The sequence below is a fragment of the Corynebacterium sp. UMB9976 genome (assembly GCF_030212265.1).
GTDB lineage: Bacteria > Actinomycetota > Actinomycetes > Mycobacteriales > Mycobacteriaceae > Corynebacterium.
This window is the reverse complement of record NZ_JASODY010000025.1, coordinates 1-18922: the sequence shown is the minus strand read 5'-3', so window position 1 is coordinate 18922 and position 18922 is coordinate 1. Positions and strand designations below refer to the sequence as shown.

Here is an 18922-nt window from a genome sequence, read left to right as displayed (position 1 = left end):
GCATATACTTTCCTGAAACCTACAGGTCAACCCCTGAAAATCGGCGATTCCGGACACACTTTTTGACCCTTAACCCGAGATTTTCTAACGGCGGCGTAGCGAGCGACGGCAGGCCGGCGCGCACAGCAAGAACCCCTGGCGGGGCTGAAAGCCGCTCACCAGGGGTTTTGACTCGTGCGCCCGGAGGGATTCGAACCCCCAACCTTCTGATCCGTAGTCAGATGCTCTATCCGTTGAGCTACGGGCGCAACAGGGCATAACTATACATGCCCTCCTGCAGAAGCAACAAATCGCAGCGCAGCGCGCTAAAAAAGCAATATTTTTACACGCATAAACCTAGTGACGACCCAAAAAATCGGCGTAATCTTGGGAGCCGACAACAAGCCACTCCAACGAAAGGAACACGCATGGCGACAATCAAGGCCGGCATCGTGGGGTACGGCAACCTCGGCAAGTCCGTCGAAGCCGTCATCAAGCAGACCAGCGACATCGAACTGGTGGGCGTCTTCTCGCGCCGCGACAGCCTCGACACCGACGCGCCGGTCATCCCTGTTGCAGACGTGGCTGAGTACGCAGACAAGATCGATGTTCTCTACCTCTGCCTCGGCTCCGCCACCGACATCCCGGAGCAGGCACCGGAGTTCGCGAAGTACGCCTGCACCGTGGACACCTACGACAATCACCGCGACGTCGCCCGCCACTACTCCGCGATGCAGGACGTCGCCGAGAAGGCCCGCAACGTCGCCGTCGTCTCCACCGGCTGGGACCCGGGTATGTTCAGCCTCAACCGCGTGTACGCGGCCGCGATTCTGCCCGACGCGCAGCAGAACACCTTCTGGGGACCAGGGCTTTCCCAGGGTCACTCCGATGCCCTGCGCCGCATCGAGGGCGTGACCTCCGCTGTCCAGTACACCCTCCCGGCCGAGGAGGCCCTGGACAAGGCCCGCCGCGGTGAGGCCGAGGGCATCACCGGCAAGAACGCCCACAAGCGCCAGTGCTTCGTCGTCCCAGAGAGCGACGACGCCGAGCTGAAGGAGCGGATCGAGAACGATATCCGCAACATGCCGGACTACTTCGTGGGCTACGAGGTCGAGGTGAACTTCATCAGCCAGGAGGAGTTCGACAAGAACCACACCGGCATGCCGCACGGCGGCCACGTGATCACCACCGGCGAGCTGGGTGCGACCCGCACCCACCACACCGTGGAATACACCCTGGAGCTGGACCGCAACCCGGACTTCACCGCAGCCGTGCAGGTCGCATACGGTCGCGCCGCCCACCGCCTGAAGGAGTCCGGCCAGTCCGGCGCCTTCACCGTGCTGGAGATCGCACCGTACCTGCTGAGCGAAAAGTCCCTGGAAGACATGCTCCGCGAGGACGTCTAAGACCCCCTCCCCGGTCAGCGGGGCGTTACCCCTGGCGCCTGGGTCGCCCCCACAAAACCCGGCAACACCGGCGGGCACCTCGCAGCCAGGTTGGGGACCTAGAAACCCAGAAGGGCCGCCACGGTATGAACCGTGGCGGTCCTTCTGACGTCGTAAAAAGAAAATAGAAAGAAAACAGCGCCGCAGCCACCCACCTGGGCAGCAACGACGCTGTGACAAGAGTGCGCCCGGAGGGATTCGAACCCCCAACCTTCTGATCCGTAGTCAGATGCTCTATCCGTTGAGCTACGGGCGCAGTACTCCAACAAGGCCACGCGACGGCACAATCCACTCGGACCACCACAGGCGCACCACACGCCCCACAACACTATCCGAAGCTGAAAAACCCCAGCGCCTCACCACAAGAACTGGGCAGCTTGAAACCTCGACGGTTTCGGCAGCTCATCAGCGAACAGCCTTGTTGAAGAGCGGAGACGAGAGGATTCGAACCTCCGGTCCGCGCAATGCAGACAACTCCTTAGCAGGGAGCCCCAATCGGCCACTCTGGCACGTCTCCAGCATCTGATCAGGACAGGGCGAACCCGCCTGACTAGACGATGTTCAAGCATACACAACGGGTGTGAGGCAGACAAACGCCGCCGACCAGGCATTCCGGCGGAGTACGATGCCAGGCATGGTACGTTCCGATCTCTCCACACTGCCCGCCTACGTCCCCGGAAAAGCACTGCCGGATGCGTTGCGCCTGGCCTCCAACGAAACGGCCGCAGCACCCCTGCCCGCCGTCCAGGAAGCAGTGGCGAAAGCTGCAGCGGGACTGAACCGCTACCCGGACATGGGGGTCGCAGCCCTGCGCGGCGAGCTCGCGGAGTGGTTGTCCCGCACGCCGGGGGCACCGGATCTCACGGCAGAGAACATCGCGGTGGGCAACGGGTCGAGCGCACTGTGCCTGCAGGCCATCCAGGCCACCTGCCAGGACGGCGACGAGGTCGTGTTCCCCTGGCGCAGCTTCGAGGCCTACCCGATCCTCGCGCAGATCGCCGGCGCGCGGCCGGTCGCGGTGCCGCTGAGCAATGATTACCGCATCGATTTGGACGCCATGCTCGCCGCGGTCACGGAGCGCACGCGGCTGATCTTCGTGTGCAACCCGAACAACCCCACGGGCACGGTAGTGCCGCAGGCTCGGCTCACCGAGTTCTTGAAGCAGGTGCCGGAGGATGTCCAGGTGGTGCTGGACGAGGCGTATATCGAATACGACCGTTCCGGGCTGGCCGGTGACGCGGGCGCCGAGGGCACGGATGTTCCGGGCGAAGGCTTCACGGCCAGCGTGAATGGACTGGCGCTGATGGCGCAGTTCCCGAACGTGGCGGTGTGTCGCACCTTCTCCAAGGCCTATGGTCTGGCGGGGGTGCGCCTGGGCTACCTGGCGGGCTCCGCGGAGTTCGTCGAAGCGCTGCTCAAGGTCGCGATCCCCTTCGGCGTTAACGCGCTGGCCCAGGTCGCGGGCCTGGAGAGCATCGGCGAGGAGGCGCAGCAGCAGCTGCAGCAGCGGGTGACGGAGACGATCAACCAGCGCGAGCGCGTCACCGAGTCGCTGCCCGCCGAGCTCCAGGTGCCGTCACAGGCGAACTTCGTGTGGCTGCCCGTCGGGGACAAGGCCGAAGCCCTGGAGGCGGCGATGAAGGAGGAGGGCATCCTCACCCGCTGCTTCGCCGGCGAGGGCGTGCGCATCACGGTGACCGATGAGACGGAAACTGAGGAGCTGATCCCGGCGCTGCGCCGCGCCCTGGCCCAGCTCTAGGCACCGACTCGGAACCAGCCCACGCCGCGGGTCAGCCTCGACCCACCCCAATAACAAAGAGCGCGCCACCTGCCCCGGTGGCGCGCTCCTTCCTTTTTCGCGAGCTACAGCGTCAGCCCGAAGACCGGCACAGCCAGCGCGAAGGTCACGATGGTGATCAGGACGATGCCCAAGAGGTTCAGCCACAGACCACCGCGCACCATGTCGCCAATGCGGACATAACCCGAGCCGTAAGCGATCGCGTTCGGCGGCGTTGCGACCGGCAGCATGAACGCCGAGGTAGCAGCCAGGGCGACCGGGACCGTCAGCAGCAGGACGTTCATGTCGTTGCCCGCGGTCAGGCCCGTACCGACAGCCACGCCGCCCATGATCGGGAGGAAGGCCGCGGCCGTCGCCGTATTCGACGTGAACTCCGTCAGCACCAGGATGACGATGGCCGTCGCGGCGATCAGCAGCACGATCGGCAGACCACCCAGGCCACGGGCGACCTCACCGATCCACAGGGAGAGGCCGGACTTGTCGAACATGGAGCTCAGCGCCAGGCCACCACCGAAGAGCAGCAGCACACCCCACGGAACCTCCTTGGTGTGCTCCCAGTCCATGACGCGGCTACCGGAACCATCGGCCGGCAGCATGTACATCAGAATCGCGGCGGTGATGGCGATGGTGGCGTCGTCGATGTTGTGCTCCCAACCGGCCCAGTCGGAGATGACCGGGACGAAGACCCACGCCAGGGCAGCGAGCAGGAAGATGGAGCCGGCGGTCTTCTCCGCGCGGGACATCGCACCCATCTTCTTCAGCTCGTCCTGGATGAGCTCACGGCCCCCCGGGATCTGGTCCATCTCCGGCTTAAACACGGTGATCAGCACGAGCCAGGCCAGCACCATGAACACGGCAGCCATCGGCACACCGACCAGCATCCACTGGCCGAAACCGATGTGGATGTCGTGGGATTCCTGCAGGTAGGCAACCATCAGGGTGTTCGGCGGGGTGCCGATGATGGTGCCCAGCGAACCGATGGAGGCGGAGTAGGCGATACCCAGCATCAGGGCGGTCGAGAACTTCTTCTGCTTCGAGAAGCCACCCACCATGTCGGCGGTCAGCCCCAGCACGGACATACCGATCGGCAGCATCACCACCGCGGTCGCGGTGTTGGAGACCCACATGGACATGAAGCCGGTGGCGATCATGAAGCCCAGCACCATCTGCTTCGGCTTCGTACCCACCAGGGTCACGACGCGCAGCGCGAGGCGGCGGTGCAGGTTCCAGCGCTGCATGCCGAGCGCGAGGATGAATCCGCCCATGAACAGGAAGATCGTGGGGTTGGCGTAGGAGGGCGAGACCTCCTTAAACGGCACCACACCCAGGATCGGGAAAGCCACGAGCGGTACGAGTGCGGTGGCTGCCAGCGGCAGGGCCTCGGTCATCCACCAGGCGCCCATCAGGACGGCGATCGCTGCGGTGATGCGCAGCGCGTCAGCGTCGAAGGGCCCCTTCTCCGCGTCTGGGTACGCCTTGTTCACGGCATCCGCGGCATCGGCCGGGAAGATTGCGTAGACGAGGATGGCGAGCAGGACGCCCACGAACAGGCCGACGACGGCGCGGCGGCGGGCCTTCTGCTCCTGTTCGGCGCGCTCGGTGATGAGGTCGGCGTCGACCTTCTGCTCCGGGCCGGGCGCGTCCGCGGTGGTCGCGGTGGCCGTGGTGCCGGTGTCCTGTGCATCGCGTTCGACCACGGTGTTCTCCGAATCGCGATTCTTGGGTGCGCTCATCAGCTCCCCCATTCTTATCTGGGCTAGCGACGTGGCTAGGCCGTGTTCGTGAGGTGGATCAACCGGTAGCCGGTTGTTGCGCTGCCGGTTTTCACCCCTATTGTCGGCTATGTTCAGCATTAATGAAAATTTCCCGGGCACTGTGTGTCGGATAGGTTCCTGTTCGACCCCCCATATTTTTAGGACGTCTCCCCCTGAACGCTCGGCATTAAGAGGTATTGATGAAAGATCCCACTCGGATACCCGGGGTCATGCGGGTGCTGCAGCAGGCGTGGGAGGCGCAACCGGAGCTCTCCTTTGCGGAGTTCTTCGCTCGCCTGGAGCCGCTGGGGGTGGCCCGTAACTCCTCGGATGAGGAGCTGCTCGCGGCCCTGCAGGCCGAACTGGCGGTACACCCATGGGCTTTCGAACCGGTCCAGGGTGGCGCTGGAGATGACAATGGGGACGGCGCTGCGGCCGCAAACGTTGCGGCAAGCATTGGGAGCGCAACCACGCCTCCACGCGGCGAGGCTATCCCCGAGGCCCAGCAGCTGGCCCGGGTCGAGCTGGCGGCCAACGCGGGCGCCCCGGAGCGGGTGGCCACAATTGGTGGCGGCTGGGCCGTGATTCGCCCGGCGCGATTCCCCACCCCACACACCCGCCCCACCACGGCCAGCCGTGATGGTCGGTCCGGCTCGTCCCGCCGCGGGGGACGGCGGAACCAACGCGGCTCGGCCGATGCTTCGGCGTCCCTGATGCAACCGGTGATGTGGGAGTACGAGGCCGTGCTGCGCTGCCGCCCCGGCGAGCCACTCCGGCTGCGCAGTACCCAGGGCTCCGAGCACCGCTTGGGCCTGGTGCGCCGCATCACGGTGCTGAATCAGCCAGCCCAGCCGGAGGGGCTGCGCTCGCTAGGGGGCCTGCAGCACAGCCAGCTAGGCGACCGGGAGTACATGCTGGGCTTCGATTCGGGAGCCACCGCGCTCGTGGGCCGGCAGCTGTGGCTCACCCACATCGCCCGGCGCGAAGTGACCCACGAGTTCCTACGCTGGCGAGTCCTCAGCCGGGCTGAGGTTGGTTCCCCGCTGGCGTACCGTGCACCGCGGGGCGAAGCGCCGGGGCGGGCCGACGCTGCCACGGAGCTGACGGAGCTGGGCGCGATCACCCGCATCCTTCCGATTTAGGCCTGCTGAGGGCAGCGACTTAGCTCCCAGCTGAGTCAATTTGCCCGCTAAGCGCATTTCTCCTGCGCTAGGCGCGGCGCCCCTCCTCCCCTCCGGGCAGCAACGAGTGCTCAACAGCCTCCAAAAATGGTACGGTCACGTGGTGAACACCGCCTGGAAGATCTTTATTCGAGACCTCAAGCGTCTCGTGAGTGTCCGTAAAGTGTGGGTCATTCTCATCGGAGTCATGATCACTCCCGCGCTTTACTCCTGGGTGAACGTCGCAGCTTTCTGGGACCCCTACGGCAGCACCGAAAACATCAAGGTCGCCGTCGTCAACGAAGATCGCGGCGCGTCATCGCCGCTCACGGGGTCGCTGAACATCGGCAACGAGGTCGTCGCCGAGCTCAAGGAAAACGACGAGCTCGGCTGGCAATTCATGTCCAAATCCGAGGCCGATCATGCGCTCGCGCGTGGCGACGTCTTCAGCAGCATCGAGATCCCCGACCGTTTCTCCCGGGATCTCCTCTCCACATTTCAGGGAACCTATAGCCAGCCGCAGCTGATCTACCGGCCGAATGAGAAGCTCAGCGCCGTCGCCCCGTTGATCACCGATGCCGGCGCGTCCGCGATCAACGACCAGATCACCAGCTCCTTCAAAAAGCAGCTGGGCGAGACGGCGTCCAAGAAGGTCCGGGAAGAGGGCAACAGCATCTCCGGGCGGCTCGACAACAGCAAGAACAAGGCCGTCACCGGGCTGGACGACACCCTCGCGACACTGGACGAGGGCCAGGAATCCCTGGACAAAATGAAGGGGCGCGTGGTCGGCGCCCGCCCCACCATCGCCGCCACCAAGGATGCTCTGAACTCCGCTCACGGCACCCTTGAGGACGCCAAGTCCACCCTCGCGGAGGTCGATAAGTCCGTCGCGATCGTGCAGCGCATGGTCGCGGACTTCTCCGATTCCGCCGGTGACGCCTACGCCCAGGGCACTGCCGCCCTGGCTGAGGGCACGGCCGCCGCCAACTCCTCCGTCGCCGGGGTCAGCAGCGCCGCCGAGCAGGCCGGCCGACAGATCGCCGCCGCCAGCGAGCAGACCACCCAACTCGTCGACCTCGGGGACCGCAATATCGCGCAGCTCCGCGGCCTGATGGGCACCGCGGGTGTGAGCCCGGCCATCGCTGGCCAGCTCAACGCCACCATCGACGACCTGCAGCGCAGCAACGACGCCAACCGGAAACTGCTCGCAGACCTCAATGCCGCGGGCACGCGCACCAGCGAAACCGCCAAGGTGCTGCGGAACAGCTCCGAGGAACTGACTCAGGCCGCAGCCGCCGCGCGGGACTCCGCGAAGGGCCTGAACAGCACAACGGGCGATACGCTGCCCAAGCTCAACCGGGCGATCAACCGGCTGAGCGCGGCCACCGGCTCCTTCTCCGGATCCCTCAACTCTCAGCAGTCCTTGCTTAGGGAGGCATCGAACGTCCTGGACGGCGTGGATCGGCAGATCGGCGCCACGACCGACGTCATTGATGACTTCAAGGGCAACCTCAGCAGTCTGCAGGACGGGGTCGAGAACGCGAAGACGGACGTCCTGGCCCTGCGCCTCGGCGACGACGAGGCCTTCCGCACGGTCCGCGGGCTGAACTCCGAGGACATCGGGCAGTTCATGGCCACCCCGGCCACGCTGGTCAACGAGCCGATGTACCCAGTGAAGAACTACGGCTCCGGAATGGCCGCCCTGTTCACGAACCTGACGCTGTGGATCGGCGCGTTCGTGATGGTCGTCATCTTCCGCGTGGAGGTGGACACCGAGGACCTGGGTAAAAGGGCCCGCCGCGTGAGTGTCAGCCAGGCCTTCTGGGGACGCTTCCTGCTGCTCGCAGCCTTCGTGGTGGGTCAGGCTGTGATCGTATCCATCGGTAACCTGCTGATCGGCGTGCAGACCGTCAGCCCAACGCTGTACACGCTCACGAATGTGCTGGTCGGGCTGGGATACCTCGGGGTGATCTACGGGCTTGTCTCCGCGCTGGGTCACATCGGCCGTGGCCTGGCGGTGGGTATGGCGTTCATCCAGATCCCGGGTGCGTCCGGGCTCTACCCCATCGAGATGACGCCCGACTTCTTCAAGATCGTGCACCCCTTGCTGCCGATGACCTACGGCATCGACGCCGCCCGCGAAACCATCGGCGGCTTCTACGGCTCCCACTACTGGCAGGCGCTCGGGGTGCTGGGGTTGATGTCCCTGGCCTTCCTGTTCGTGGGCATGGTCGCCCGACGACGCCTGTCGCACGTGAACCTGATCCTGAACCAGCAGCTCGCCCGTTCCGGCCTGCTGGTCTCCGACAAGGTTCAGGTGGTCGGTTCCGGCTACCGGATGGCGGATGTCATCCACGCGCTGAACAACCATGAGCAGTTCAACGAGTTCACCGAGGAACGCACGGCGAAGGTGCTGAGGGACACCCCGAAGCAGATCGGCCGAACGGCCATCATCGGGCTGATCGGTCTCGCGGTGCTGGGCGTGGTCAACGCCGTCTTCGACACCGAGCGCGCCGCAATCTTCGCAATCGGTATCGCCTGGGCGCTGCTGATCGTGTTCATCATCGGTGCGCGGGAGTACACCGGCCAGAGCTACCTGCACGCCCAGGAGCTGAGCGACCTGGATAGCGCCGAGCTGGAGTACGTCGCCGCCACCCAGGCGGCCGGCTCCAGTGCCTATACCTTTGATGATGAACACGAAGAACACCTCGCCCGCGCCCATGCCGATAAGGCCAGGGGCGGCGATGCGGCCGCCGACGGCGGCGAGCCTGCCGATGGAGATAACGGCGGGAACAGTGACGTCGAGAAGCAGGAGGGCGAGAACTAATGAGCAAGATCCGCGAAATCCTGCGCCACGACCTCCGGTCCGCCCGCAAGAACGTCATCACCATGATCGTGCTTTTCGGGCTCACCGTGGTCCCGCTGGTCTTCACCGTGTTCAACGTGCTCGCCAGCTGGAACCCCTTCGACAACACCGACGAGCTCAAGATCGCTGTGAGCAGCGAAGACGAGGGTCACGACACCGATCTCGCGCAGGTGAACCTCAACCTGGGCGAGCAGGTGCTGGCCCAGCTCAGCCTGAATAAGCAGATCGACTGGATCATCACCACCAAGGAGGACGCCCTCGAAGGCACCCGCTCCGGCGAGTACTACGCCAGCATCGTGCTACCGCCAAGCTTCTCCAAGGACTTGATGACCTTCTACATCGCCGGCACCGAACCCACGGAGCTAACGATGTACACGAACCAGAAGAAGAACTCGCTGGCCCCGATGATCACCGAGCAGGCCGCCACCGGCGCGATCGACCAGATCAACGAGTCCTTCTCTGAGGTCGTCAACAACGTCGGCCTGGGGCTGGTCAAGAACCTGAACAAGGTCCTAACGGAAGGGGACACGAAGGCTGTTCTCGACCGCATGGAGTCCAGCGTCGACGGGGTGGCCCGCCAGCTGCGGCAGGGCAGCAACTCCGTGTCCTCACTGTCCTCCCTGGTGGAATCCACGATCCCGCTGGCCCAAAGCGCCGAGCGGATCACCGAGTCCGCTGGCGCCCAAATGGATGCCCTCAACCTGAGCGGAACCGGCGGTTCCGGCGGCTCGGGCGGGGCTTCCGGCGCGGGCGACGAAGCGCTGGCCAACCTGGGCCGAACCTTCGCCGGGGCGGCGTCGTCCCTGAGCGTGTCTCTACAGGCAACCAGCGACAGCTACAACGCGGTGGGCAACAGCATCGACCGGGTCTTCGGACGCGCGAACAACAGCCCGGAGACCTCCGCGAACGCGCTGGACCGGATGGCTGACCGCTTCGACGCGCAGCTGGACGGGCTGAACGACCTGCGCAACACGCTGGAGACCCGCGTGGCCCCAGCACTGCCGATCACCGCGAAGCCCGCGTACCACCGGGTACTGAACAACATCGACGAATCCATCGCGCGGACCACCGAACTGCGGGACACCTTCCGTCGCTCCGCGAAGGACCTGCGCTCCGGCAAGGCGTCCATGGAGCAGGCGCGGAAGGACAGTAAATCCGCGATCGCGAAGGCTGTCGAGGCCGTCGATAAGGCCAGGAACAGCTACGCAAACGACCTGCAGCCCCAGCTGGCAAAGCTTGGTGACTCCGTGCAGCAGCTCAGCCAGAGCGTGCAGGGCGTGAAGGCGGACCTGCGGCGGGCGAAGGGCACGCTGGGGGACGCGTCGCTCGCGGACTCTTTGGGATCGATGCAGGCAGCCACCGCGGAGCTGTCCAAGAAGCTGAACCAGCGCGCGGATGATGCCGACAAGCTGGCCCGGGAGATCAAGCGGGCCGGCGAGACCGGCGATCTTTCCCGCCTAGCGCGGATGATCGGCAACGACCCGAGCCTGCTGGCGCAGCACATGGCCAACCCCACGGCGGTGAAGCGCGAACCGCTGAACGAGGTGAATAGCTTCGGCACGGGCATGACCCCGCTGTACGGCGCACTGGCACTGTGGGTCGGCGCGCTGATCACCTCAGTCGTGGTGCACACCCGCATCTCCGAGCGCGGGGACGAGACCGAGGAGGCGCTGGATCCGGAGCGCTACAGCCGCGCGCAGGCCTACCTGGGGCGCTTCGGGATCTTCGCGTTGATCGGCACGGTGCAGAGCCTGCTGATGGCGGCCGGGTTGATCTTCTTCGTGGGCATCGAGCCCGCGCACCCGTTCCTGTTCACGCTGGCCTGCTGGCTGAGCTCAATGGTGTTCATGCTGGTGGTGTACACGCTGGTGATCTCCTTCGGTAACGCGGGTAAGGCCTTGGGCGTGCTGCTGCTGGTGTTCCAGGTTTCTGGCGCGGGTGGCGCGTATCCGCTGGAGCTGCTGCCGGGCTGGTTCCAGTCCATGAGCCCATTCCTGCCGGCGACCTACGCGATCCGGGCGTTCCGCTCCTCCATCGCTGGGATTTACCAAGGCGATTACTGGCTGGACCTCCTGGGCCTGCTGGTGTTCATCCTGCCGGCGCTGTTGCTGGGCCTGGTGCTGCGCAAGGGGCTGGACGGTTACAACCGGCGCATGGACGAGGGCATCGCAGAATCGAAGGTCCTGGCCTAGGGCGAGCTCGTGCTCGTTTGCTGGCCGACCTCAGCGCCGCCTGGCGCGGGACTGGTTTCGGCGGACCCGTAGCGTTTGGGCCAGCGAGTAGCGTTTTGGGCCGTAGCGTGTCAGGTTTTGCCCGATACGTGACACGGCACAGCCCAAAACCAGTAAGAGTCACCAAGGTGGACTCCGAGCCCGCACGCCCGCCTGCCGAATGAGCGAGAAACGTTTTGGGCCGTAGCGTGTCAGGTTTTGCCCGTTTTGTGGCACGGCACGGCCCAAAACCGGTAAGAGTCACCAAGGTGGACCCCCGAGCCCGCACGCCCGCCTGCCGAATGAGCAAGAAGCGTTTTGGGCCGTAGCGTGTCAGGATTCCCCCGTTTTGCGACACGGCACGGCCCAAAACCGGTAAGAGTCACCAAGGTGGACTCCTCCAGCGCGACCCGATGCCCCGATGGGCCAGGCGTGGCACAGTTCCGTGTGCGGTTTAAAGGGGCACCGGGTAAGCTAACCCGCGCACGGAAGTATGGCAGAGCGGCCGAATGCACTGGTCTTGAAAACCAGCGATGGGCAACCATCCGGGGGTTCAAATCCCTCTACTTCCGCTGATAGAGATCCCCAGGTAGCACCAGCTACCTGGGGATTTTCGCATGCCCCGTTTCTTTGAGCTTCGCCGTCCAGTCCAGCACCCAAAACGCCTGGTCAGCGCGGGAACATTCGATCAGCGTGCGAAATGCAACCCAACGCTCAAGGGAGCCGACACTTGCAGACGGTCGCCACCGCTGACGCAAGATTGGGCAAAAATTGGGCAATTAGCGGGCACAAACTGGCACGCGCACCTAGCCAGCACAAGGGCATCGACGGAATCCGGAGCCCGTGTCTGCAGCCGTTGCTAGGCTGGGCGCCATGACTTCCACCAGCACAAACACCGCCCACGCCATCATCCAAACCGACCCGAAGGACCCCAGCTCCCTCGAGTGGCAGGCCATCGACAAGCCCCAACCCGCCGAGGGCGAGGCCCTGATCCGCATCCACTACGCCGGGCTCAACCGTGCCGACACCCTGCAAGCCCAGGGGCACTACCCGCCGCCAAAGGGCGTGACGGAGACGATCGGTTTGGAGGCCGCCGGCGTCGTCGAAAATCCGAACGGTGCGACGAAGGCAGACGGCACCCCGTGGCAGGAGGGCGAGGAGGTCGCCGTCCTGCTCAGCGGTGGCGGTTACGCCACGCACGCGGCCGTCCCCGCAGGTCAGCTGATGCCGATCCCGAAGGGTTACAGCCTCGCGGAGGCCGCCAGCGTCGTGGAGGTCGCGTGCACCGTGTGGTCGAACGTCGCGGACATCGCGGGGCTGCGCGAAGGCGAGCGCGCTCTGTTCCACGGCGGCGGCGGGGGCATCGGCCTCTTCGCCACGCAGTACGCCCATGCCATCGGCGCGAAGGTCGCGGTAACCGCAGGCAGCCAGGCGAAGCTCGACGTGTGCCGCCGCTACGGCGCGGACACGCTGATCAACTACAAGGAAGAGGACTTCGCGGAGGTGCTGCGGGAGCTCGGCGGCGCGGACGTCATCCTCGACATCATCGGCGCGAAATACCTGGACTCCAACGTCAAGGCCCTGGCGATGGACGGCCGCATGGTGATCATCGGCATGCAGGGCGGGGTGAAGGGCGAGCTCAACATCGCCCGCCTGCTCAACAAGCGCGGCACGATCTCCGCGACGGGGCTGCGCTACCGCGACGCAGAGGATAAGGCCCGCATCGTGCGCGGCACGCTCGAGGAGATGTGGCCCCTGCTCGAAAGCGGGAAGATCAGCCACCACATCGACCGCACCGTCCCCATTCAGGACGCCGCCGCGGCCCATCAGGCACTGTTGGCAGGCGAGGTCACCGGCAAGGTGGTCTTCGAGGTCCCGCAGGACTAGGGTGCCTGGGGCCTACGGCGCCGCGGGGGAAAGGCCTGGGGGCGGAGCTGGCACGGGGCTGGGCGCGGGGCCCGAATGCCCCGCGCACCCATGAATACCTGCATGCCCTGCGTGGGCGATCTGAAATGAGGCCGGGTGAGCCACCACGCCCCAGCCCGGCGCGGCTAGGGCTGCGGCTAGCGCAGGCTCGCGACCGCGCGGAGCAGGCGATTCACATCGCCGACCGTGTTGTGCACGCTCAGCCCCACGCACACCGCTCCCGTGCTGGACTCGAAAACCCCCATCTGCTCCAGCAGCTCCGAGTCCCCCGGGGGAATCACACTGGTGACCACACCCTGCGCAAACAAGCGGTCGTGCACCGCCTCCGCCGGCACCCCATCGATGAAGAAGCTCAAGCGAGGGATGCGCTCCACCGAGTCGTAGTCGAAGTGCTCCTCGTACTCCCCCTCCAGGCCGATGACATGCGCGCCCGGCAGACCGTGCAGCCCATCAACCACCATCCGGGCCAGGCCGTGCACATAGTCCTCCGCCAGGGGAAGCGCGCCACGCAGGCGACGTCGACGCGTCCCCCGCAGGGAGTCCCCCTCCGCATCGGACGCCAGGTCCGCCAGGTGATCCACCGCCGCGGACACCCCTCCGAGCAGACCCTCGCTCAATCCGCCCAGCTCCAGCCACTCGCGGGCGCGCTCCACCGACGGGTGCACCGCACCGCGCAGCGCGAGACCACCCGGGCCGGGGGCAACGTCCTTATGAGCACCGAAACGGGCCGCCGCGCGGGCGCGGGACTGGCGCGGCGGGTGCGGGAACAGCTCCCCCATCAGCTCCACCGACCGGAAGACCAGCGCACCGATCGACGGACCGCCGATGGTCGCGACGTCCAGCGCCAGGACGTCCGCGCCCAGGTCAGCGATATCGATCACGTGGAACGGGGCGACGGCGTTCGCGTCGACGACGAAGATGCCGTCCGACTTTGCGTGCACGGTCCGGCCGATGGCGGCGACGTCCGTGACCGTGCCGACGTGCTCATTCGCGGCTGCCACCGCGACGACCGCGGTCTCCGGGCTGACCAGCTCCGTGTACTGCCAGGCGGGGAGGACGCCCGTGGACAGGTCGGCCTCCGCCCAGCGGACGTCCGCGCCGTACAGGTCGGCGGCGCGCAGCCACGGGTCGATGTTCGCACCGTCGTCGACGCGGGACAGGACAACCTGGCGGCCCAAGCGCAGGCGGTGAGACAGGCTCTCCGCGAGCTGGCTGATCAGCTGCGTGCGCGAGCTGCCCAGGATCACATGCTCCGGGCGGGCGCCGACCAGGTCAGCGATCGCGACACGGGCGGACTTGATGTGGCTTTCGCCGATGCGCGTACCCGGGCTCGCGGCGCGGCTGTGCTCCCCGTGGTTTTCCTCAATCGGGGCGGCCAGCGGGGCGGAACGGAAGGCGCGCGAAACCGCTCCAGAGACGCGCTCGGGTAGCTGCGGGTCCGTCACTGCGTTCATATAGACCCAGCCGCCGGAAAGGGAGGTGTACAGACCACGCACCCTGGGGTTGTCGAACCGTGCGTTGTCGAACAAGCCATCTCCCTTCCTGGAAAAACTACTGGCGCCGGGGTGCCGGTGGGGCCGTGGTGCCGACGTCTCTAGCGACACCGTGACCCCACGGCGCTCGCGGCGCGGCGTCACCGGGCAACGACGCCGGACGCTGGCACCGCGCGTTGGCGCCGAGCGGAACCAGGCGCTGACGCCCTAAGGTCCTGGCGGCTAGCACCGGACGCTGGCACCGAACTCTGACACCGACCGGAACCAGGCGCTGACGTCGTAGCAAACCAGCGACCATCGGCACCGGCGTGAAACCGCAGGCCAACCGCATCCGCGGCGACCCGGGCTCCGTCACGCCAAAACAATACCAGCGCCACCTGACAACGTCCGACCCAGAAGCCGAGGGCGATCCGGCCTGAACCCGAGAGTTGCTCCGCCCGCCGCCTCAGGAGCGGCGCCGCGGGCTCACGGCCACCACAACCGCGATTCCGCTGCGCACAAAGCGCAAACTGCAGCGTGACACGCGTCGCAACATCAGAAGCCACGCGGGCAGCCCCGGCGCGCTTGAGCGACCGTGTCCGCACCTCCTACTAGAATGCGATACTCATGACAGACCTCAGCAGGATCACCGCAACCCACGACGGCGACATCCCAGCCTCGCGCTCGCAAACCTTCGCCGCCGCCTGGGACGATCTCACACGGGGATTCCAGCAGCGTGAGCTCTGGCTCGCCCTCGGCTGGCAGGACATCAAGCAGCGCTACCGCCGCTCCGTCCTGGGCCCACTGTGGATCACCATCGCCACCGGCGTGATGGCCGCCGCCCTGGGCCTGCTGTACTCCCAGCTCTTCGGCATCGACGTGGCCGTTTTCCTGCCGCACGTCGCCGTCGGCCTCATCATGTGGGGTTTCATCGCCGGTTGCATCAAGGAAGGCGCGGAGGTCTTCATCTCCAACGAAGGCCTGATCAAACAGCTACCCTCCGCCCTATCCGTGCACGTCTACCGGCTTGTGTGGCGGCAGTTCCTCTTCCTGCTGCACAACCTCGTGATCTGGCTGGCGCTGCTCGCGATCTTCCGCATCCCCGTCGGGTGGGAGGTGCTCCTGGCAGTGCCGGGGCTCGCTCTGCTCATCATCAACGGCGTGTGGGTGACCATGTTCTTCGGTATCGTCGCGACCCGTTTTCGCGACGTCGCCCCGTTGCTCGACTCCCTCGTCCAGCTGGCCTTTTATATGACGCCAATCGTGTGGACCGCACAAACCCTCACCGATCAAGGTGGTGCGGTCGCCGAGCGGGCGGCGCTGGCCAAGCTCAACCCGCTGTACCACTACCTGGAGATCGTGCGCGGGCCGATGATCAACGTGCCAGTCGAGGCGTCCTCCTGGTACATCGTGATCGCCATGACCGTGGTGGGTCTGGGCCTTGCCCTGCTGGCCATGCGGAAGTGGCGCTTCCGGGTTAGCTACTGGGTGTAACAAGGCGAACGGGTTGGCGTCCTAAAAAAAAGAAAGAAAAAGAATGAAGCAGCAAGTCAGCATCGACACCTACAACGCCTGCGTGGATTTCCCGATCTTCGACGCGAAGACCAGGTCGCTGAAGCACACGTTCCTGGGTGCGGCCGGTGGCGCGATCGGGCGGAACGAGTCCAACACCGTGATGGTGGAGGCGCTGAAGGACATCAACCTGCACCTGCAGGACGGCGACCGCGTGGGCCTGGTCGGACACAACGGCGCGGGTAAGTCCACGCTGCTGCGGTTGCTGTCCGGGATTTACGAGCCGACGCGGGGGTCCGCTGTGGTGCGCGGGCGCGTGGCGCCGGTGTTCGACCTGGGTGTGGGCATGGACCCGGAGATCTCCGGCTACGAGAACATCATTATCCGCGGGCTGTTCCTGGGGCAGACGCGCAAGGCGATGAACCGGAAGATGGATGAGATCGCGGAGTTCTCCGAGCTGGGGGATTACCTCGCGATGCCGCTGCGGACGTACTCCACCGGTATGCGCATCCGTTTGGCGCTGGGCGTGGTGACCAGCATCGATCCGGAGATTCTGCTGCTCGACGAGGGCATCGGGGCCGTGGATGCGGCGTTCATGGCGAAGGCGCGGTCGCGGCTGGTTGAGATGGTGAAGCGCTCGGGCATCCTGGTGTTCGCTTCGCACTCCAATGAGTTCCTGGCGCAGCTGTGCGATAGCGCGCTGTGGATTGACCACGGTGAGATTCGGCAGGCCGGGCCGGTGGACGAGGTCGTGGAGGCCTACGAGGGGCCCGAGGCTGGGCAGCACGTGCGCAACGTCCTGCGCGACTTGGGGCGGTAGCCGGGCGGGTTACCGGGGATCGCTGGGGCGGGGGCTTGGTCCTGGGGTGGCTGGGCTGGGGCGGGTTTTGGGCCGTGCCATGTCACAAAACAGGCCAAACCTGACACGTGACGGCCCAAAACGGGGGCGCACCTGCCCGTGTTAGCGGGAGCAGCCATGATGGCAGCCCTTGACCCCGCCTTGGCATCCACCGCTGGTTTTCGGCTGTCTTGGGGCAAACGCCGGTTTTGGGCCGTGGCGTGTCAAAAAACCGGCAGAACGTGACACGTGACGGCCCAAAACTGCATTCATCTGCCCGGACCGGGAACCAAAGCGCCCGCCGGATTGTCTAATAGCTAAGAAACCAACAGCAATTCACTTCGACTGGCCCGACACTCAGGGGCTACCAGGGGACATCACTGAGCGGATATCGCTGCGGGGGATTCACTGGCGCTCTAGCCGGAGTGCTACGCCCGGGGAGCGAACACGTGGGGACAGCCAGGCAAGCGCACGTGGGGAGTGAGACAGCCTGGCGAGCGCGCCCTACTCACCACGCGCGATAGCCGCGCACCTGGTCGGCGGGCTGCCCGGCGAAAGAAACGGGGGGGGACCAATGCTATTGCCGAGCAACTTCACGAACCGCAGGTACCAGGAGGTGCCCCACACCTGGAAACAGCTGCAAGAGCTTGGGGTTACCCGCACCATGCTCCATCGATACTTCGAGCCGTGCACCTTTAAGACTTGGCTCGCGAAGCCACCCGAAATTCTTCGCGCTCTGGAACTGGCCCAAACCGCGAAGCAACGAGCTGCGATTCTCGAGCGCCACGCCAGCCGCCCTCCGCTGGAGTTTCCGCACGATGTTCGGGTTCGCGGGCATTTCATGGCTCATCCATCCTGGATCGCAGGCGGGATCTCTGCCCTGGCGATACAGGGATTTCCGTACTTCCACGAGGGTCAGCCGGCTCAGATGATCACACCGAGCTCGCGGAAAAGCGCACAGCACCCAAGACAAGCTCGACGAAGCACGGTGAAGGTGTCATTCGAGCCCATCATTCGTCACGACAGACTCCTGCCGAACCTACCGCTGGCTCCGCTACCGATCGCGGCCAGTCAGTTCCTAACTAGCATCTGCCAGCAAAAACACACCTGGTACAGCGCCCAGCTTCCCCGCATCAAACCCAGCCATCTCCGCATCGTTCAAGGAGCCGACGCCCTGTGCACCTTCACAAATCTCACTCCAGCTGAACTTATCGCCCAGGTCAACGATGTGCTCCCCGTCTCCCGCGAGGTGCAACAGGTAGTGCTGAAGCATGGTGCGCTCGGTGCTGACTCCCCACCCGAGACGTGGCTGCGTCTTCTTCTCAAACCTGTGCTGCCAGATCTGGAGGTCCAGGTGCGGATTGCGGACGCAGACGGCCCCGTTGCGACTGCTGATCTTGGCTCGTGGGAAACCCGACTCATGATTTTCTATGACGGCGCGTATCACTCGTCGTCCGACCAGCGCGAATGGGATACCGAAGTGAATACACGCCTGACCGCCCTTGGCCTCACCCCGTTGAGGCTGAGCGCCCGAAGCATGCGCGATCCAGAGCGAGTGCTGGACCGGGTGCGCGCCATCATCCGCCACAAGTCTCGAGGCTGAGGTTCCCCGCCCGGTTTCGGGCCGTGCCGTGCCACAAAACAAACAAAACCTGACACGATACAGCCCAAAACCGGAACAGGGAGCCGGGCACGCGCAGCCCGGCGCGCATCGCCAGGGGATGGGGCACGTACGGGCACACGGGCACACGGTTGGGAACACGGGAGAAACGCATGGCCGGGTGCGCACAAACGCGGTTTCGGGCCGTGCCGTGCCACAAAACAAGCAAAACCCGACACTCTACAGCCCAAAACCGGAACAGGGAGCCGGGCACGCGCAGCCCGACGCGCATCGCCAGGGGATGGGGCACGTACGGGCACACGGGCACACGGTTGGGAACACGGGAGAAACGCATGGCCGGG

The 18922-nt window shown here is 65.5% G+C and carries 11 protein-coding genes and 4 tRNA genes; 10 read left to right on the top strand and 5 right to left on the bottom strand.

Annotated elements, in window-relative coordinates; translation table 11 throughout:
- Positions 1-175: 175 nt before the first annotated feature.
- Positions 176-248 (bottom strand) — tRNA-Arg (locus tag QP140_RS08930).
- A gap of 159 nt (positions 249-407) precedes the next feature.
- Here QP140_RS08930 and QP140_RS08925 point away from each other — a divergent pair.
- Entirely contained in the window at positions 408-1385 is a 978-nt protein-coding gene (locus QP140_RS08925; RefSeq protein ID WP_284759283.1) for a diaminopimelate dehydrogenase, read from the top strand.
- Between the two features lie 222 nt (positions 1386-1607).
- Here the strand turns inward: QP140_RS08925 and QP140_RS08920 are convergent.
- Both QP140_RS08920 and QP140_RS08915 read right to left on the bottom strand, forming a co-directional pair.
- Positions 1608-1680, bottom strand: a tRNA-Arg gene (locus QP140_RS08920).
- A gap of 173 nt (positions 1681-1853) precedes the next feature.
- Positions 1854-1941: transfer RNA gene (locus QP140_RS08915), tRNA-Ser, on the bottom strand.
- 108 nt (positions 1942-2049) lie between these two features.
- On the opposite strand from QP140_RS08915, the gene QP140_RS08910 reads away from it, so the two are divergent.
- On the top strand, positions 2050-3183 hold the full coding sequence (locus tag QP140_RS08910) for a histidinol-phosphate transaminase (RefSeq protein WP_284759286.1): 1134 nt from the start codon (positions 2050-2052) through the stop codon (positions 3181-3183).
- Positions 3184-3287: 104 nt separating this feature from the next.
- Here QP140_RS08910 and QP140_RS08905 read toward each other — a convergent pair whose 3' ends face one another.
- Complete coding sequence (locus tag QP140_RS08905) at positions 3288-4955, bottom strand: SLC13 family permease (RefSeq protein WP_284759281.1); 1668 nt, start codon at positions 4953-4955, stop codon at positions 3288-3290.
- Between the two features lie 221 nt (positions 4956-5176).
- On the opposite strand from QP140_RS08905, the gene QP140_RS08900 reads away from it, so the two are divergent.
- From QP140_RS08900 to QP140_RS08880, 5 genes are all read left to right on the top strand, one after another.
- Positions 5177-6118, top strand: coding sequence for a hypothetical protein (locus tag QP140_RS08900; RefSeq protein WP_284759280.1), 942 nt, complete (start codon positions 5177-5179; stop codon positions 6116-6118).
- Between the two features lie 106 nt (positions 6119-6224).
- Positions 6225-8963 (top strand): YhgE/Pip domain-containing protein, encoded by a 2739-nt coding sequence (locus QP140_RS08895; RefSeq protein ID WP_284759279.1) that lies wholly within the window; start codon positions 6225-6227, stop codon positions 8961-8963.
- Positions 8963-11194, top strand: coding sequence for a YhgE/Pip domain-containing protein (locus tag QP140_RS08890; RefSeq protein WP_284759277.1), 2232 nt, complete (start codon positions 8963-8965; stop codon positions 11192-11194). The genes QP140_RS08895 and QP140_RS08890 overlap by 1 nt, the downstream gene beginning before the upstream one ends.
- A gap of 505 nt (positions 11195-11699) precedes the next feature.
- Positions 11700-11784 (top strand) — tRNA-Ser (locus tag QP140_RS08885).
- Positions 11785-12085: 301 nt separating this feature from the next.
- Positions 12086-13099 carry an NAD(P)H-quinone oxidoreductase gene (locus tag QP140_RS08880; protein WP_284759276.1) on the top strand — a complete coding sequence of 338 codons (1014 nt, stop codon included), beginning with the start codon at positions 12086-12088 and terminating at the stop codon, positions 13097-13099.
- A 176-nt stretch (positions 13100-13275) separates the two neighbouring features.
- On the opposite strand, the gene QP140_RS08875 is transcribed toward QP140_RS08880, so the two are convergent.
- Positions 13276-14592, bottom strand: coding sequence for an aminotransferase class V-fold PLP-dependent enzyme (locus QP140_RS08875; protein ID WP_284759285.1), 1317 nt, complete (start codon positions 14590-14592; stop codon positions 13276-13278).
- Between the two features lie 645 nt (positions 14593-15237).
- Between QP140_RS08875 and wzm the strand changes: the two genes are divergently transcribed.
- From wzm to QP140_RS08860, 3 genes are all read left to right on the top strand, one after another.
- Positions 15238-16104: a galactan export ABC transporter permease subunit Wzm/RfbD gene (wzm, locus tag QP140_RS08870; protein WP_012361173.1), complete on the top strand. Its 867-nt coding sequence runs from the start codon at positions 15238-15240 to the stop codon at positions 16102-16104.
- Positions 16105-16147: 43 nt separating this feature from the next.
- Positions 16148-16942 carry a galactan export ABC transporter ATP-binding subunit Wzt/RfbE gene (gene wzt, locus QP140_RS08865; protein ID WP_284759274.1) on the top strand — a complete coding sequence of 265 codons (795 nt, stop codon included), beginning with the start codon at positions 16148-16150 and terminating at the stop codon, positions 16940-16942.
- Between the two features lie 598 nt (positions 16943-17540).
- Positions 17541-18563 carry an endonuclease domain-containing protein gene (locus tag QP140_RS08860; RefSeq protein ID WP_284759273.1) on the top strand — a complete coding sequence of 341 codons (1023 nt, stop codon included), beginning with the start codon at positions 17541-17543 and terminating at the stop codon, positions 18561-18563.
- The last annotated feature ends 359 nt before the right edge of the window (positions 18564-18922 follow it).

Bases quoted from the DNA above. Each gene is read 5' to 3' on its own strand.
- QP140_RS08925 (WP_284759283.1), top strand. From the start codon at position 408: ATGGCGACAATCAAGGCCGGCATCGTGGGGTACGGCAACCTCGGCAAG.
- QP140_RS08910 (WP_284759286.1), top strand. From the start codon at position 2,050: ATGCCAGGCATGGTACGTTCCGATCTCTCCACACTGCCCGCCTACGTC.
- QP140_RS08905 (WP_284759281.1), bottom strand. From the start codon at position 4,955: ATGAGCGCACCCAAGAATCGCGATTCGGAGAACACCGTGGTCGAACGC.
- QP140_RS08900 (WP_284759280.1), top strand. From the start codon at position 5,177: ATGAAAGATCCCACTCGGATACCCGGGGTCATGCGGGTGCTGCAGCAG.
- QP140_RS08890 (WP_284759277.1), top strand. From the start codon at position 8,963: ATGAGCAAGATCCGCGAAATCCTGCGCCACGACCTCCGGTCCGCCCGC.
- QP140_RS08880 (WP_284759276.1), top strand. From the start codon at position 12,086: ATGACTTCCACCAGCACAAACACCGCCCACGCCATCATCCAAACCGAC.
- QP140_RS08875 (WP_284759285.1), bottom strand. From the start codon at position 14,592: ATGAACGCAGTGACGGACCCGCAGCTACCCGAGCGCGTCTCTGGAGCG.
- wzm (WP_012361173.1), top strand. From the start codon at position 15,238: ATGACAGACCTCAGCAGGATCACCGCAACCCACGACGGCGACATCCCA.
- wzt (WP_284759274.1), top strand. From the start codon at position 16,148: ATGAAGCAGCAAGTCAGCATCGACACCTACAACGCCTGCGTGGATTTC.